The sequence below is a fragment of the Bradyrhizobium sp. LB13.1 genome (genome assembly GCF_054056815.1).
This window is the reverse complement of the sequence record NZ_JBSRYQ010000001.1, coordinates 1,281,392-1,298,471: the sequence shown is the minus strand read 5'-3', so window position 1 is coordinate 1,298,471 and position 17,080 is coordinate 1,281,392. Positions and strand designations below refer to the sequence as shown.

Below are 17,080 nucleotides of genomic sequence, written 5' to 3'. Positions count from 1 at the left end.
GCGATCATGCCTCCCTGACGATTTGCGGCTTTCTCCGCTTTCGCGACTGGAGCATGATCGACATCATCTCAAGCGGCAAGCGCCAAATCGGCGTAAGATGTCCGTAAGGCGGAAACGAAGAGGACGATCATGCACAAGCCGGCCCCCGCGCAGGCAAAACAGGTCGCGGCCGCACCATCCGGACTGCTGGCTCCCGATACCACTGGCATGAATTTCTACCGCGCCGATCAGGCGTTGACGGATCTCCTGCGCATCCATCTGCCGGAGAAGCTGTTCCGCCACATCGAGCCGCATCTCGATCGCCTCGGTGGACTCGCCGGCGGCCCCCTCGACGACTGCGCGCGGCTCGCCGACTGGCACACGCCGGTGTTGCACCAGCGCGACAAGTTCGGCCGCGACGTGCAGTGGATCGAATACCACCCGGCCTATCGCGAGTTGGAGGACGCGGCCTTCGGCGAGTTCGGCATCCACGCGCTATCGATCCGCAAGGGCATCATGGGCTGGCCGGACAAATATCCGGTCGTAGCGAAACACGCCTTCACTTTCCTGTTCAACCAGACCGAATTCGGCATGGGCTGCCCGATCAACGTCACCGACGGCTGCGCGAAACTTCTTGCGAATTTCGGCAGTGATGCGCTGAAGGCGAAATATCTCGATGGCCTGACCCAGACCGACATGAGCAAGCTGACCCAAGGCGGCCAGTTCATGACCGAGAAGGAAGGTGGCTCCGACGTCGGCACGCTCACCACGACGGCCGTGCAGGAGGGCGACCATTGGCGCCTCACCGGAGAGAAATGGTTCTGCTCGAACGCCGACGCTAAAATCGTGATGCTGCTGGCGCGCCCCGAAGGCGCCGGCCCCGGAACGCGCGGCGTCGGCCTGTTCCTGATGCCGCGCTTCCTCGACGACGGCTCGCAGAACCACTACCGGATCGTGCGCCTGAAGGACAAGCTCGGCACGCGCTCGATGGCGTCAGGCGAGATCAAGCTCGAAGGCGCGATCGCCTATGCGGTCGGCAAGCTCGACCGCGGCTTCGTGCAGATGGCCGAGATGGTGAACTCGTCGCGTCTTTCAAATGGCGTGAAATCCACGGCGCTGATGCGCCGGGCCTATCACGACGCGATGACGGTGGCGAAGAACCGCGTGGTGTTCGGCAATCGCATCATCGACCTGCCGCTGGGCCGGCGCCAGATGCTGAAGATCATGCTGCCGGTCGAGCAAGCACTGTCGATGAGCTTTCTCACCGCCGACGCGCTCGATCGCGCCGAGGCCGGCAGCCAGGATGCCGCTGCGCTGCTTCGCATTCTGACCCCGACACTGAAATTCCGCGCCACGCGTGATGCGCGAAAGGTCTGCGGCGATGCGCTCGAGATGCGCGGCGGCATCGGCTACATCGAGGAATTCGCGACCGCGCGGCTGCTGCGCGACGCGCATCTCGGCTCGGTCTGGGAAGGCACCGGCAACATCGTCGCGATTGATGCGCTGAGGCGCGCGGTCGGACGCCACGGCGCCGAATCTGCGCTCGCCGCCGATCTGCACGCCCGGCTCGATGACAGCCCCTCGGTGCCGCAGGCCTGGCGCGACCGGCTGCATATTCTCACCGATCGCGCAGTCGGCTTCGCGCGCGAGGTCGCGGGCAAGGCCGACAACGAGGCCGATGCGCGCCGCGCCACTAGCCTGCTCTATCATGTCGCCAGTGCCCTCGCACTCGCCTGGGAGGCGCACCGCATTCACGACATGCGCGGCGATGCGCGAAGGCTGCTGATGTCGCGGCTGGTGATCGATCACCGGGTGTCCCCGAGCGATCCGTTCCGGCTGACGGAAAATGCCGTGCAGCAGAAGATCGCCGCGCTGCTGCTCGGCGAGCGCGCAGCTGATATGAGCGAGGTTGGCGAACTGGTTCTGGCAGCGTAGGCTGCACCGGCGTTCAAAGCAAAAAAAGCGATAGGGAGTGCTCGATGAAGGCCGCCGTCCTCCATGAAGTCAACAAACCCCTGGTCATCGAGGATGTCAGCCTGCCGAAGCCCGGCCCGCGCGAGGTCCTGATCCGCACGTCGGTGGCGGGTCTCTGCCACTCCGATCTGCACTTCATGGAGGGGCTCTATCCGCATCCGCTGCCCGCGGTGCTCGGGCACGAGTCCGCCGGTGTCGTCGAGCAGGTCGGCTCCGACGTGACTTATGTGAAGCCCGGCGATCACGTGGTCACCTGTTTGTCGGTGTTCTGCGGTACCTGCGACAATTGCACCACGGGCCGCACGGTGCTCTGCACCGACACCACGGTGAAATTGCTGCCGGGTGCCTCCAATCGGATGCAGTGGGCCCGCTCGGAGAAGCTGCATCAGTTCCTCAATCTTTCCTCCTTCGCCGAGCAGATGCTGGTGCATGAGAACGCGATCGTCAAAATCCGCAAGGAGATGCCGCTCGATCTCGCCGCGCTGATCGGCTGCGGCGTCATCACCGGCTATGGCGCGGTCGTGAACACGGCGAAGGTGACGGCCGGCGAGACCGTGGCCGTGATCGGCTGCGGCGGTGTCGGCATGGCTGCGATCAACGGCGCGCAGATCGCGGGTGCCGGCCGCATCATTGCCATCGACACGAATCCGGCAAAGCTGCAGCTCGCGACCAAGCTGGGCGCTACCGACATCATCAACCCTGCCGACGGCGACGTCGTGAAGCAGGTGCGCGATCTCACCAATGGCGGCGTGCATCATTCCTTCGAGGTGCTCGGCCGCAAGGAGACCGCCGAGCAGGCTTTCGGCATGCTCGCCTCGGGCGGCACGGCCACCATCGTCGGCATGATTCCGTTCGGCCAGAAGATCGAGCTGCACGGCTTCGACTTCCTGCGCGAGCGCAGGATCCAGGGCTCCTCGATGGGCTCGAACCACTTTCGCGTCGACATGCCGCGGCTGGTGGATTTCTACCTGCGCGGACGGCTGCATCTGGAAGACTGGATTTCGGCCAAGCTGAAGCTCTCCGAGATCAACGAAGGTTTTGCCAACATGAAAGCCGGCAAGACGCTGCGCAGCGTCATCATATTCGACAGCTGATTGCCGGCGCTCCCGTGTTGCTCCGAAACAGCTATCAGCCCCCCGGCTTGACCGGGCGAGAGTTGAAGTCAAGGCAACCGGTCCGGGCTGTCGGCCGAGCTGCGACGCGACTCTTTCAGGAGCAGCAGCGTCATAACCGTGGCGAGACTAGCGGTGAGCAGGTACACGGGGGACACGTTCCAACTGGCACCTTTGAAGACCAGATTGGAGAGCAATCCCGCAATCGACACGATGAAGCCGAGCCAGGCAAACCTCGGAAAGCGAAATCCACGTTCGCCGCGCCAAAGATCAAGCACGAGGTAGAACACGAGAACGGTGTTGCAGAGTGCCGCCGGCAGCAGGCCCAGGACGATCCCGCTTTCGAACGCGAGATAGGATAACACGCCGTCGACTTGAGCAATCGCCGCGAAGGGCAAATAGCGCGGATTGAGGCAGGCGAGCGCGATGGACGCTAGTTCGAACGCGTAGAAGTAGCGCTCGTGCATCTTCGGGAGGAGATACGGCATGAGCATGAGCGATACACACGCGGCGAGCAGAATAAACTCCGGCCCCGCTTGCTTGGAGCGCGCGATGAAGATCGACAAGGCGAGCCCGCTCGCCGCTGCGAGCGCCAGACCGGCCGCGACTCCGATCGCGTACGGCGTTGCCCCAGCCAACACCCAGATGTTCGCTGCATTCATGGTGAGACGGTGAAAGGTGTTGGCCTGGTCTAGATAGACCTCGAACACAGAGGCCAAGGATCTGCCGGCGACGAGAACCGGAATGGCGAGGACCACATAGATCCCGGGAATAGTGGCGAGCCACGCCACGTGTATCTTGCGGCGCAAAATCATGCCGAGCACGAAGGGCCCCAGGAATGCGGCCTGGGCCTTCACCGAAAAGGCCAACGCAAATGACACCACGCCATTTCGGTCCCGCATGAACAGCGCCACGGAAACCAGCGTGAAGAAGGTCCAGATCGAATCAGTCTGCCCCCATACTGCCCCGTTGAAGATCACCGTCGGTGCAAGCCAAACGGCACAGAAGCCCAGGGACGCGCGCAATGGCACCTTTGTAGCTTGCCAGACGATCTGGGCCACAGCGATCGCGCAGCCAAACTCGAATACTGCCGAGATCATCTTCAGGAGGGAAAGTGGCTCGCCTAGGCCATCAAATCGAGCGGCAATCAACAGGAGATAGCTGAAAAACGGGGTATAGTTGGTAAAAGCTTCGGCCAGCCCACCAACGCCGTGATCTCGAGCAAAGACATACCAGGGGATCACATACCGAATGGTGTCGTCGGTCGCGTGCTCCCGGGCGAGGTAGCGGAGCACAAGGCCCACAAATCCGCACCCGACCGCTATGGCGATTGCAAGCCGCCAACTCTTTGGCAGCGTCTTGTCCGGATTGACGTAGCGACCGGACTCGCGGCTCGCGTCATTTCCAACAATCTCTTTTGTCACGGGATCACTCGTGCGGGGTTTGTGCGCGACCATCGGCGCCCTCTGGCGGCCGCCATGAAATCGGGAACCGTTGGATACCGGAGTTCCGGACGTGGTCGGCTTTCCTTTGCGCTCGGTCAAACACAGAGGCACTCCAAGCTTCGGGCGCGTCCATAGTGACTTCTTCAAGGTCGAAGCAAGCCTCTGGGCTCCAGGTTCGTGACCTAACCTGTACGAGTAACCAATTCATGGCTGGATAATGTCTGGCTTTGCATGTCTTAGGATTGCTGCGAAAAGATTGTTTGGTTAGCGAATGCTTTAGAGAAACCAAGCGCGACGAATTGCAGCGATCAAGCTTGGGGCATGACGGCGGAGGCTGGAGTGGCATTATCGCTGCAGATGTCGCGTAAAAATCCGCACGACATGGCCCCTGACCCTCGGCGCCTCGTCGTAGAGGTCTGACGCGAGCCGCTCGATGGTCTCGCGCAGCGACATGAACTGCGCCTGCCGCGCGCTGCTTTCGGTACCCTGCATGCCCGCAAGCTCGTCCATCGCGGCGTCGCTGATCTGGCACTGCACGACCTCGCCGTCGTTCAGCATGGTGAAGAGAAAGGCCAGCCGTTCGAGATCATGGCCAATGATCCTGTCGCGCATGAGTGGCATCAAGTCGTCCCGGTCGAGCCCCCGCGCCGGACAATGCTGAAAATCTGACGCCTTGTCACCATGCGTGGGGTGCGTTAGCCGAAGGCGCAGCCCACTCCTTGTCCCGAGCTGTCGTCGGAATTGGCGGGTTACGCTTCGCTAGCCCCGCCCTACGGTCTCAGTAAACGAGAGCAGTGCCAGTAGGTTTGTCCAGCGCAATCGCCAGAGACTTGTACTCTTCGCAATCGCGGCCGCAGATCGTGGCGATACGACTTAGGTGATACATCGCCTGCTCGCGGTTGCCCTGCTCGAGCTGCCAGAGCCCATAATACTGCCAGGTCAGCACGTGATTCGGATCGGCCTTCAGCGCGCGCTCGTACCAGATCTGCGACTGCTTGTAGTCGCCGAGCTTGCGATAGGAGTAGCCGATGAGGTTGGCGACGTTCGGACGATCGTCATGGTCCAACGCTTTCAACTGCTCGATCGCAGCCGCGTAGTCGTTGCGCTCGTAGATCGTGTCATAGGCCACACGATAGCCGGCCGCGAATGCGGGGTCACCGATGCGCGACTGGTTGTTCGGCTTCTTGCCTTTCTGGGTTGCCTTGGGGTTGGAACGTTTCGGGTAGGCTGGCTGCGCTTTCTGGTCCGAATAGGCGCCCGCATAGGGATCGGTGGAACTGGCGCCACCGCCACCGCCGCCACCGCCTCCCGCGGCCAGCCCTGGCGAAGCGAACAACGTCGCTGCGAGCATTCCCGGCACGAAAAATTTGATCATCGCTGTGATCATTGCTGCCTCCTGTTTCTGACAACGCAACCCAGACGACGTGGATAACCCTGCTCCGACGGCGGTATTCCGGAATGCTCGCGTTCTCACGGAGACGTCAGTGTCGTGCGTGCGACAGCCTTGCTGCCAGATCCTGCCGGCAAGTGGGAGGGACGCGCTACTGGAACGCGACTTCGGCGAAACTGCGGAGCTTTCGCGAATGCAACCGCTCCGATTCCTGCTGCTTGAGCCGTTCCAGCGCCTTCAGGCCGATATCGAGATGCTGGCCGACGCGGCGGCGGTAGAATTCGCTGGCCATGCCCGCGAGCTTGATCTCGCCGTGCAAGGGCTTGTCGGAGACGCATAGCAGCGTGCCGTAGGGGACGCGGAAACGGTAGCCGTTGGCGGCAATCGCGGCCGATTCCATGTCGAGTGCAACTGCGCGCGATTGCGACAGACGGCGGATCACCGCCGGGCCGGAGATCTCCCAGTTGCGATTGTCCACGCTCGCGACGGTACCCGTGCGCATCAGACGCTTCAGCTCGAAACCTTCGAGGCCCGTGACGTCCTCGACGGCCTCTTCGAGTGCGACCTGCATCTCCGCCAGCGCCGGGATCGGCACCCACAGCGGCAGCTCGCGGTCGAGCACATGGTCCTCACGCACGTAACCATGCGCAAGGACGTAGTCGCCGAGCCGCTGCGTGTTGCGCAGGCCCGCGCAATGGCCGAGCATCAGCCAGGCATGGGGCCGCAGCACGGCCACGTGGTCGGTGACGTTGCGCGCGTTGGACGGGCCGGTGCCGATGTTGATCAGGGTGATGCCGCGATAGCCGGGCTCGACCAGGTGAAAGGCCGGCATCTGCGGCGTGCGGGCGGGCGCAACGCCCGTCATCGCGCCGCCGCTGCGCGTGAGTACATTGCCGGGAGCGACGAATGCCTCGAAGCCGGCTTCGCCGGACTGAAGCCGCTGCTGGCAGAGCTGCGCGAAGGCATCGACATAGAACTGGTAGTTGGTGAAGATCACGAAGTTCTGGAAATATTCGGGGTCCGTGCCGGTGTAGTGGTAGAGCCGGCGCAACGAGTAGTCGACGCGGGCCGCCCGAAACAGCGATAGCGGCTCGGGCGCGCCGGGCTGGAGCTCGAAAGTGCCGTCGGCGATGGCATCGTCCATGGTGGCCAAATCAGGCACGTCGAACGCATCGCGCAGCGATCCCGCGACGGCGAAGTTCTCGCTGGTGGTGATGGCCGCCTCGATGTTGATGTCGCGGCGGTAGGCGAAGTGAACGGGAATCGGTTCGCCGGATTCGCCGATTTCGGCCGGGACGCCGTGGTTCTGAATCAACAATCCGATCTGCTCGGTGAGATAGGTCCGAAACAGATCCGGACGCGTGACGCTGGTCTCGTGCACACCGGGCCGGGCGACGAAGCCGTAGGCGAGCCGCGAATCCAGCCGCGCATGCGTCGCAGTGGTGACGCGGACGAAGGGATAGAAGGCCCGCACCCGCGTCGTGATCGCCTCGCCGTTGACGTAAGCCTCGAACCGGTCGCGCAGGAACTTTGTGTTGCGCTCGTAGATCTCTTCGAGGCGGGCGACGGCGAGACCAGCGTCGGAGAAGGATTCGGTGGCGATGGACGGTGGGGATTGGATGGATTGCATTGTTCGACGCCGGGTTGCTGGGGCTGAATCGAACTATAGCAAGAACGAAGGCTCGCCGTCATTGCGAGCGTAGCGAAGCAATCCAGAAATTTCGCTGCGAAGGCAGACTGGATTGCTTCGCTGCGCTCGCAATGACGAATGGGATGACGCGCTTTCGCGCGTCACTTCTCCCGGAACGCCCGCATGAACTGGTCGTGCAGCGGCTTCATCAGATAGGACAGCATGGTGCGGTCACCGGTCTGGACGAAGGCCTCCGCCGGCATACCGGGGATCAGCTTGGAGTCGCCGAGTTTGGCGACCTCTTCCGCTGGCAACGAGACGCGGATGGTGTAGTAGCTCTGGCCGGTGCGCTGATCGGTGGTGACGTCGGGCGAGACGCGGCTGACGACGCCGTTGAGCTCGGGCGTGGTGCGCTGGTTGAAGGCGGACAGACGCAGCAGCGTCTTCTGGCCGATCTGGAGCTTGTCGATATCGACCGGATTGACCTTGGCCTCGACCTGGAGATCATCGGCCTGCGGCACGATCAGCATGAGTGCGTCACCGGCGGTGACGACGCCGCCGACGGTGTGCACCGTCGATTGCAGCACCATGCCGTCCTGCGGCGCGCGGATGTCAACGCGGCGAAGCTGATCTTCGGCCGCGACCTTGCGCTCGATCATTTCGCCGATCTTGTCGTTGGTCTCGCGCAAATCCTTCGAGACCTCGCTCACCATGTCCTTGTCGACCTGGATGATCTGGAGCTCGGTCTCGGTGATCTTGCCCTTGGCCTGCGCGCGCGAGGCAATGTATTGCGCGCGCTCGCCGTTGAGTCGGGCGGAATCGCGTTCGAGCGTGGTCAGGCGGGAGATCTGCACCAGGTGCTTGTCATAGAGATCGCGGACACCGACGAGCTCCTGCTGCACCAGCGAGATTTCCTTGTCCTTGGCTCTCTCCTGCGCGGAGAGCCCCTCGATCTCCTCGTTGAGTTGCTGGACGCGCTCGCGAAGCTGCGCCTTCTGGCCGGCGCGGCCGTTGACACGGACGTCGAACAGCTTGGTCTCGGCGGAGAGCAGGTTCTTGACATCGGGATCGTTGCCGCGCTCGAGCAGGACTTGCGGAAACTCCAGCTTGTCGATCCCGCGCTGCTCGGCCTGAAGCCGCGCCGTGCGCGCCTGCGCGGCGTCGAGATTCTTGGTGACGATGGCGAGGTTCGCCTTGGTGACGGTGTCGTCGAGCCGCACCACGATGTCACCTGCCTTGACCACGTCGCCGTCGCGGGCGCGCACCTCGCCGACCACGCCGCCGGTCGGATGCTGCACCTTCTTGACGTTGGATTCGACCACGATCTGGCCCGGCGCGATCAGCGCGCCCGAGATCTGCACCGTCGATGCCCAGCCGCCAAGGCCGACGGCCAGGACCAGCACGATCGCGAGACCGAGCATCAGGTGAAATCGGATCGATTCCCGCACCGTTCGCTTTGCGGCAGGCTTCCCGCCGCCGATCGCCATCGTGCTCATGCCTTGGCTCCGCTTTCGCTGACGATCTTGATCGGTGTCGGCGGCGTCACACGCGGCTGGAGTACCTGGGCGAGGACCTGTTCCTTCGGCCCGAAGGCCTGCATGCGGCCGTCGCGCAGCACCAGGATCTGGTCGACCGCTTCCACGCCGATCGGGCGGTGCGCCACCACGATGACGACGGCACCGCGCTCGCGCGCCCCACGGATGGCGCGGGTCAGTGCCTCGTCGCCTTCAGTGTCGAGATTGGAATTGGGCTCGTCGAGCACGATCAGGAACGGGTTGCCGTAGAGCGCGCGCGCCAGCGCCACGCGCTGCGCCTGGCCTGCGGAGAGCGAGGTGCCCTGCTCGCCGACCTGGGTGTTGTAGCCCTCGCGCATCTTGATGATCATCTCGTGCACGCCGGCCTCTTTCGCGGCAGCGATGATGCCGTCGGAGGTGGCGTCGGGATCGAAGCGGCTGATGTTCTGTGCGATGGTGCCGCCGAACAACTCGACGTCCTGCGGCAGATAGCCGATGTGGCGGCCGAGCATGTCCGACGACCATTGGTCGAGCGCCGCGCCGTCAAGCCGCACCTTGCCGCGGACCGGCTGCCAGACGCCGACCAGCGCGCGGATCAACGACGACTTGCCGGAGCCGCTCGGTCCGATCACGCCGAGGCCGTTGCCGGCTTCGAGCGCAAAGGTGATGTCCTGGACGATGACGCGCTGGTCGCCGGGGGGCACCATGGCGACGCCTTCGACCGAAAGGCGGCTGGTGGGCGCCTGCAACTGGGTCGGCATCGTTTGCGCCGGCATCTGCTCCAAAAGACGGGTCAGGCGGTGCCAGCTCTGACGTGCCGCGACAAAGGATTTCCAGTGCGCGATCGCAAGATCGACCGGCGCAAGCGCACGGGCCGAGAGGATCGAGCCGGCGATGATGATGCCGGCGGTCGCCTCCTGGTGGATGACGAGATAGGCGCCGACGGCGAGCACGGCCGATTGCAGCATCATGCGCAGCACTTTTGCGACCGCGCCGAGACCGCCGGCGACGTCGCTCGCACGCTGGTTGCCGTCGAGATATTTTTCGTTGGCCTCGCTCCAGCGCGCGTTCATCCGGCCGGCCATGCCCATCGACACCATCACCTCGGAGTTGCGGCGGCTGGACTGGGCGATGTCGTTGCGCTGGGCGGCGAGCCCCATCGCCTCGCGCGCCGGCTGGCGGGACATGAACTCGGTGACCAGCGTCAGTCCGACCAGGATGATGGCGCCGATCAGCGCGGTGACGCCGATCATGACGTGGAAGGCGAAGCAGATGGCGAGATAGAGCGGCAGCCAGGGCAGGTCGAAGAACGCGCTCGGTCCCATGCCACCGAGGAAGGAGCGGACATTGTCGAGATCGCGCAGCGGCTGCAGGCCCTCGTTGCGGCTGCCAACCAGTAGCGGCAGGCGCACGATGGTGTCGAACACGCGCTTGTTCAGGGCCTCGTCCAGCGCGGTTCCGACCCGCCCCAGGATCCGATTGCGGATCATGTCGAGCACGCCCTGCGCCATGTAGAGGAAGCTGGCGAGGACGATCAGGCCGACCAGCGTCGGAATGCTGCGGCTCGGCAGCACCCGGTCGTAGACCTCCAGCATGAAGATCGACCCGGTCAGATAGAGCAGGTTGATCATGCAGCTCATCAAGCCGACGCCGACGAACGCCGCGCGACAAGTGCGCAGCGCGTCACCGAGCTCTGAACGGCGGAGGCCGGGAACGGCTGCCATCAGTCTGATCTCTTTCGGGTGGGAGCCAAAGCCCCTGATTTCAAAGGCGAATTCAGGAGTAATTGACCCGGATTAATATCGCGTTTGCGCTCCTCGCCCAACGCAGCCGAATAATCCGGGACCCCTTTGGTCCACATCACCCCCGACCAGCCTCGCACGCAAGTCCGGAATCTCACGTTCTTGCGGCTTTTTCTTGCAGACATGTCACCTCTCCCCGGGCGGGGACAGGTCAAAAGTTCGATCAATTGAACTCGGGCGCCATTAGAACCGGCCGCCGCCGCGTACCAGCCGCACCACCAGCAGCAGGATAACCGCGCCGATCGCGGAATAGACGATTTCGGATATCAGCCCGGTGCCGATGTGAATGCCGAGCTTCGGGAACAGGAAGCTTGCGACTAGCGCGCCGGCGATGCCGACCACGATGTCACCGATGATGCCGAACCCGGTTCCGCGCACCACCTTGCCCGCCAGCCAACCGGCAACCAGGCCGACGAACAGGATGACAAGCAGGCCTTCGTTGGAAATGTGCATCAGTGCGGTCCTCTCCGTGAACGGCCCATGGAACTGGAACCGGGATGAATGAGGTGTGAATGCTGTTCCCCGGTCCCCGGTCCAAATATTAGGACAGCGCGGTGACCGGCTCCGCCAGCACACACCTAGCCGCCCTGCCCGCTCCCACTTCCACATTCGCGGGCAGTTGCTCCAGACAGCGAGGCTGGGCCACGGCGCAGCGGGGGGCGAAAGAGCAGGTGTTGGGCTTTTCAGCCAGCGAGGGCGGCGTGCCGGGGATGGTTTCAAGCCGCTGCCCCCGCTTGGCGCCATGGATGGTGGAGGCGAGCAGTCCCTTGGCATAGGGATGTACCGGCGAGCGGACGATGTCGCGAAGCGTGCCCTGCTCCACGATCTGGCCGGCATACATCACCGCGACGCGGTCGCAGATCTCGATGGCGACGCCGATGTCGTGGGTGACGAAGATGACGGACATACCGAATTCGCGCTGCAGCTCGCGTAGCAGCAGCAGGATCTGGATCTGCACGGTGGCGTCGAGCGCCGTGGTCGGCTCGTCCGCCAGCAGGATCTTCGGCCGGCAGGCGAGCGCCAGCGCGATCATCGCGCGCTGACGCATGCCGCCGGACATCTCGTGCGGATAGGCATCGAGACGACGCTTGGCGGAAGGAATGCGCACGACCTCGAGCATGTCGAGTGCTCTCGCGCGTCCCTCCGCATGGCTTTTGCCCTCGTGCCGCACGACGCTTTCGGCGATCTGCGCGCCGATGGTGTAGACCGGATCGAGCGCGAGCGCGGGCTCCTGGAAGATCATCGATACCGTCTGGCCGCGGAACGACGACAGCTGCTCGTCGTTCATGGCGAGCACGTCGCGGCCCATGACGTTGACCTTGCCCGTGATCTGCGTGCGCTTCTTCGGCAATAGCCGCATCAGCGCGCGCAAGGTCACGCTCTTGCCCGAACCGGACTCGCCGAGCAGGCCCAGCACCTCGCCATCGCCGATCGAGAGACTGAGATCGTTCACGGCATAGACCGTGCGCTCCCCAGTAAAGCGGATGTTGAGGCCTGAGATCTCGACGAGCTTTGTCATGACGGAAGTTTCGGCAACCTATCGTGATAGTCGGTGACGCGCTGGAATGCCGCGCCGATGGTGAGCAAGGTCGCCTCGTCGAAGGAGCGGCCGATCAGCTGCATGCCAATCGGAAGACCGCTCTTGGTGAAGCCTGAGGGCACGGTGAGCGACGGCAGGCCGAGAAAGTTCACCGGACGGGTGAACAGCGTCAGCCGCTGCAACAGCGCCGGCGCGTTCGGCCCGCCGCCGACGTCGCTCTCCTCGATCGTCGGCGCCGGCACGGGAGAAGCCGGTGCGATAATCGCGTCAACGCCTGCGGTCGCCGCATTGTGCGCGGCGAGCGCCGGGCCGCGCCAGCGCATCGCCTCGAGATAGGTAATGGCGGGAACGGCAAGACCGTTCTGAAGCCGCATCAGGACCTGCGGGCCGTAATCTTGCGGACGCTCGATCATCCAGCGCTTGTGGAACGCGGCCGCTTCGGCCGCGAGAACGAGCTGGCTTGCCGCGGACAATTGCCGCTGGTCCGGCAGCTCGACTGTGACGATGTCGGCGCCCTGGCGCTTGAGAACGGCGATGGTCTCGTCGAGCACGCGCGCGACCTCGCCGTCGAGATCGTCGACATAGAAGGACGAAGGGACGCCGATTTTAAGACCTTTGAGCGAGCCCTTGGTCGCGCCGACATAGTCGGAAAGCGGTTCGTGGCTGCAGGTCGAATCTTGGGAATCAGGGCCGGCCATCAATGCCAGCAGCAGCGCGCAGTCCTCCGCGGTGCGGGCAAGCGGGCCGACCGTGTCCAGCGACTGCGACAGCGGCATCGCCCCGGCGCGGCTGACGCGGCCCACGGTGGTCTTCAGCCCGGTGACGCCGCAGAAATGCGCGGGCATGCGGATCGAGCCGCCGGTGTCGGAGCCCAGCGCCGCATAGGTCAGCCGCGCCGCGACCGCCGAGCCGGAGCCCGACGACGAGCCACCAGTGATATGCGCGACGTTCCAGGGATTGCGCACCGGACCGTAATGGGCGTTGTGGCCGGTCGGGCCATAGGCGAACTCCGCCAGATGCAGCGTGCCAAGGCGGACCTGGCCGGCGTCCTTCAGGCGCTGCAAGGCGGTGGAGGTCACCGTCGGTACGAAATCGCGACGGATCAGCGAGCCGCAGGTCGCGACGTGGCCGGCGTCGTAATACATGTCCTTGTGCGCGAGCGGCACGCCATGCAGCGGCCCGCGGACTTCGCCTTTGGCGAGTTCGGCGTCGGCAGCGTCGGCGGCCTTCAGCGCGGCCTCCGATTCGATCGACATGAAGGCGTTGAGATGCGGCTGCCATTGCGCGATGCGGTGCAACAGCGCGCGCGTGACCTCATGTGAGGACACCTGCTTCATCGCGATCGCACGCGCGACCTCGGCAAGCGTCATCAATGCAGGCTCGGTACTCATTTCGACACCTTCTGCGTCTGCGCGATCGGGTACAGCGCGGGCTCGAGGTCGAACGGCAACGTGCCGGCGATGGCCGCAAAGCCTTCAAAGGCAGGTCCGATGGAATTGGAGATGCGCGTCGCGATCTCGTCGTCGACGGGAACGCCTGCGACCTGCGCCGTCGCCTTGATCTCTTTTGTCGTCGGTCTCGTCATGCGGTTTCCTCCTTCGGCGAGCGGCTATGGCCTGAACCCTGGGATCGCCATGTAGCACGCGGCCTCGTGGCCCATTGTATCGAGCGCGGTGAGCTTTGGTGTCGCATTTGCGCAGAGCGGCTCCGCAAACGGACAACGGGTATGGAAGCGGCAGCCCGACGGCGGATCGATCGGATTGGGCGGATCGCCCGTGATCGGCGGCGTCTCGGTTCGGCTATCAGGATCGGAGGACGGCATCGCGGCCAGCAGCGCACGCGTATAGGGATGCGCAGGCCTGTCCCAGACCCGGTCGACCGGGCCGAGCTCGACGACCTCGCCGAGATACATCACCAGCACGCGATCGCTGATGTAGCGGACGACGTTGAGATCGTGGCTGATGAAGAGATAGGTCAGCCCAAACTCGCTCTTGAGATCGGCGAGCAAATTGAGCACCTGCGCCTCGACGGACTTGTCGAGCGCGGAGACCGCTTCATCGAGGATCACCAGCCGCGGCGACAGCGCCAGCGCACGTGCGATGTTGATGCGCTGGCGCTGGCCGCCGGAGATCTCGTGCGGGTAGCGATTGGCGAAGTTTGCAGGGACCAGCCCCACCTTGCCCAGCAGCTCGCGCGCCAACGCACGCGCCGCGCCGTCCGCCATGCCGTGCACCTTCGGGCCGAAGGCGATCGATTCCTCGATGGTCAGGCGCGGATTGAGCGAGGCGTAGGAATCCTGGAACACCATCTGCATGCCGCGGCGCAGTTCGCGCAAGCTGAGCGACTGCCCGACACTCATGCCGTCATAGATGATGTCGCCGGTATCGCGCGGCATCAGGTGCATCAGCAGCCGCGCGGTAGTCGACTTGCCGCAGCCGGATTCACCGACGATGCCGACGGTCTCGCCCTTGGCGACGGAGAAGGACACGTTGTCTACCGCGCGCACGGTGCGCTTTGCGGCGAACAATCCGCCACGAACCGGAAAATGCTTGGTGAGGCCATTGACCTGAAGCAGCGGCTGCGCGACGCCGCCGCGGTCCTCGACCGGTTCCAGCATCACGACGGAAGCGTTGGTTTCGCTCATGGCTAGTTCCTGATGTCCATGGCGCTACGCAGGCCGTCCGAGAGCAGGTTGAAGCAGATCGAGACTGCGAAGATCATCGCACCGGGGAGCGCGGCGACCCAGGGGTTGACGTAGATCGCGGTGCGCAAGGTGTTCAGCATCAGGCCCCATTCCGGCTCCGGCGGTTTGGTGCCGAGGCCGAGGAATGAGAGGCCTGCCGCTAGGATCATCGAGACCGAAATCAGGCTGGTGGCATAGACGAAGATCGAACCGAGCACATTGCCGAGGATATGCACGCGCATAATGGTGAATGGACCGGCACCTGAGGCACGCGCGGCGTCGACGAAGTCCATGTTGCGCACGCCTGTCGTGACGCTTTCGGCGACGCGGGTGATCTGCGGCACGAACACAACGGTCAACGACACGATGGAATTGAGGATGCCGGCTCCGAGGGCGCCGGAGATCGCAATCGCCAGCAGCACGGACGGAAACGCGTAGAACACGTCGATCGTGCGCATGATCGCGGTGTTGAGCTTGCCGCCGACATAGCCGGCGACGAGGCCGAGCGAGGTGCCGATGCAGAAGGCGAGGATCACCGGCAAAATGCCGATGAGAAGCGACAGCCGCCCGCCATAGATCAGCCGCGCCAGCATATCGCGACCGAGCTCGTCGGTGCCAAGCGGGTAGCCTGATGTGCCGATGTGCCGAAGGCGCCGGATCATCGAGCCCTTGTAGGGATCTTCCAGACCGAGCCACGGCGCAACGATCGCGGACAGGAAGATCAACAGCAGCACCAGCGCGCAGACCATGCTGACCTTGTCGCGCCGGATGCGGCGGCCGACGGTCGCCCAATAGCCGCGCGCCTTGGTCGCGGGCGCGGCCTGAAGCGCCGCATTGCTTGTGACGGACAAAGGAAGCTCGCTCATCGCTAGCCCCGCTTGATGCGCGGATCGATCGCGGCTTGCGCGATGTCGACCAGCAGATTGAGAAAGACGAAGAACAGCGCCAGGATCAGGATCGTGCCCTGCAGCAGCGGCAGGTCGCGCTGGAAGATCGCGGAGTTGAGCAGGAAGCCCGAGCCCGGCCAGGAGAACACGGTCTCGATCAGGATCGAGCCGCCGAGCATGTAACCCAGTTGAAGCCCCATCACCGCGAGCGCGGTGGGCGCAGCGTTCTTGATGACGTGGCGGAACACACCGCGCTCATGCAGGCCTTTTGCACGCAGCGCCTCGACAAAATCCTGGCTGAGGATATCGCCGGTCAGCGCGCGCACCGTGCGGGTGACGATGCCCATCGGGATCACCGAGGTCGTGATCGCCGGCAGCACGAGATATTTGAGATGCTCCCAGTCCCAGGCCCAGGCGGTGGAGCCGCCGGGCCCGGCGCCGACCGCGGGCAACCAGTTCAGCTGGACCGAGAAGATGATGACGAGCACCATGCCGAGCCAATAATGCGGCACCGAAACTCCGGCGATGGCAAAGGACGTCGCCAGCTTGTCGACCCCAGGTCTCGCGGAAATAGCCGGCGATCAGGCCGAGCAGGATGCCCATGGTGAAGCCGATGATGGCCGCGGCAATCGCCAGCGTGACGGTGTTGCTGACCGCGCGCATGACCTCGGCAAGCACGGGACGCCCGCTGGCGATGGAATTGCCGAGATCGCCATGCAGCGCGCGCATCAGCCACAGGCCGAACTGCACCGGCAACGGGCGGTCAAAACCGTAGGCGGCGCGGAGTTGTGCGGCAAGCTCCTGCGACGCATCGGCCGGCAGCACCGCGACGAGCGGATCGCCCGGCGTGATGTGCACAAGCAGAAAGCACACCAGCGCCACGCTGATGACGATCGGGACGACATAGACGATGCGTCTGGCGATATAGGCGAGCACGTCGGATTCTTTCTTCCCTTCTCCCCTTGTGGGAGAAGGTGGCATAGGCCGCCTCAGGCCGTTTTTTTAAGACGACGCCGAAGCGGAGCTTCGGCTACGGCGCCGGATGAGGGGTTGTTTCCGCGGATGATGCTGCGTTGAGAGGACCGCATTCGCGGAGAGAGACCCCTCACCCGGCTTCGCTAAAG

The 17,080-nt window shown here is 64.1% G+C and carries 13 protein-coding genes and 2 pseudogenes; 2 read left to right on the top strand and 13 right to left on the bottom strand.

Translation table 11 applies throughout. The features are described from left to right. The first annotated feature begins 129 nt into the window (after positions 1–129). Both ACVWYI_RS06040 and ACVWYI_RS06035 read left to right on the top strand, forming a co-directional pair. Positions 130–1,914, top strand: coding sequence for an acyl-CoA dehydrogenase family protein (locus tag ACVWYI_RS06040; RefSeq protein ID WP_456661493.1), 1,785 nt, complete (start codon positions 130–132; stop codon positions 1,912–1,914). 44 nt (positions 1,915–1,958) lie between these two features. Next, complete coding sequence (locus ACVWYI_RS06035) at positions 1,959–3,047, top strand: Zn-dependent alcohol dehydrogenase (protein WP_007605188.1); 1,089 nt, start codon at positions 1,959–1,961, stop codon at positions 3,045–3,047. Positions 3,048–3,115: 68 nt separating this feature from the next. On the opposite strand, the gene ACVWYI_RS06030 is transcribed toward ACVWYI_RS06035, so the two are convergent. The 13 genes and pseudogenes from ACVWYI_RS06030 to ACVWYI_RS05970 form a co-directional block, all read right to left on the bottom strand. Further along, positions 3,116–4,489 carry a hypothetical protein gene (locus tag ACVWYI_RS06030; protein WP_247344166.1) on the bottom strand — a complete coding sequence of 458 codons (1,374 nt, stop codon included), beginning with the start codon at positions 4,487–4,489 and terminating at the stop codon, positions 3,116–3,118. 366 nt (positions 4,490–4,855) lie between these two features. After that, on the bottom strand, positions 4,856–5,131 hold the full coding sequence (locus ACVWYI_RS06025; protein WP_345947009.1) for a DUF1488 family protein: 276 nt from the start codon (positions 5,129–5,131) through the stop codon (positions 4,856–4,858). A 157-nt stretch (positions 5,132–5,288) separates the two neighbouring features. Then, entirely contained in the window at positions 5,289–5,897 is a 609-nt protein-coding gene (locus ACVWYI_RS06020) for a tetratricopeptide repeat protein (RefSeq protein ID WP_247344172.1), read from the bottom strand. Between the two features lie 154 nt (positions 5,898–6,051). Then, positions 6,052–7,530 carry an AMP nucleosidase gene (locus tag ACVWYI_RS06015; RefSeq protein WP_247344174.1) on the bottom strand — a complete coding sequence of 493 codons (1,479 nt, stop codon included), beginning with the start codon at positions 7,528–7,530 and terminating at the stop codon, positions 6,052–6,054. 161 nt (positions 7,531–7,691) lie between these two features. Further along, positions 7,692–9,026: an HlyD family type I secretion periplasmic adaptor subunit gene (locus tag ACVWYI_RS06010; protein ID WP_247448453.1), complete on the bottom strand. Its 1,335-nt coding sequence runs from the start codon at positions 9,024–9,026 to the stop codon at positions 7,692–7,694. Continuing rightward, positions 9,023–10,768 (bottom strand): type I secretion system permease/ATPase, encoded by a 1,746-nt coding sequence (locus ACVWYI_RS06005; protein ID WP_456661492.1) that lies wholly within the window; start codon positions 10,766–10,768, stop codon positions 9,023–9,025. The genes ACVWYI_RS06010 and ACVWYI_RS06005 overlap by 4 nt, the downstream gene beginning before the upstream one ends. 261 nt (positions 10,769–11,029) lie before the next feature. Then, a complete protein-coding gene (locus ACVWYI_RS06000; RefSeq protein ID WP_247448451.1) occupies positions 11,030–11,299 on the bottom strand; it encodes a GlsB/YeaQ/YmgE family stress response membrane protein in 270 nt (89 codons plus the stop codon). An 88-nt stretch (positions 11,300–11,387) separates the two neighbouring features. Further along, positions 11,388–12,365 carry an ABC transporter ATP-binding protein gene (locus ACVWYI_RS05995; RefSeq protein WP_456661491.1) on the bottom strand — a complete coding sequence of 326 codons (978 nt, stop codon included), beginning with the start codon at positions 12,363–12,365 and terminating at the stop codon, positions 11,388–11,390. Next, positions 12,362–13,777 (bottom strand): amidase, encoded by a 1,416-nt coding sequence (locus ACVWYI_RS05990; protein ID WP_456661490.1) that lies wholly within the window; start codon positions 13,775–13,777, stop codon positions 12,362–12,364. Before ACVWYI_RS05990 ends, ACVWYI_RS05995 begins: the two co-directional genes overlap by 4 nt. Beyond that, complete coding sequence (locus ACVWYI_RS05985) at positions 13,774–13,971, bottom strand: hypothetical protein (protein ID WP_247448448.1); 198 nt, start codon at positions 13,969–13,971, stop codon at positions 13,774–13,776. Before ACVWYI_RS05985 ends, ACVWYI_RS05990 begins: the two co-directional genes overlap by 4 nt. Beyond that, positions 13,968–15,030, bottom strand: a pseudogene (locus ACVWYI_RS05980) (ABC transporter ATP-binding protein). The gene ACVWYI_RS05985 and the pseudogene ACVWYI_RS05980 overlap by 4 nt, the downstream one beginning before the upstream one ends. Before the next feature lie 2 nt (positions 15,031–15,032). Then, positions 15,033–15,935 (bottom strand): ABC transporter permease, encoded by a 903-nt coding sequence (locus tag ACVWYI_RS05975; protein WP_456661489.1) that lies wholly within the window; start codon positions 15,933–15,935, stop codon positions 15,033–15,035. Between the two features lie 2 nt (positions 15,936–15,937). Continuing rightward, positions 15,938–16,892 (bottom strand): annotated as a pseudogene (locus ACVWYI_RS05970) (ABC transporter permease). Positions 16,893–17,080: the final 188 nt, after the last annotated feature.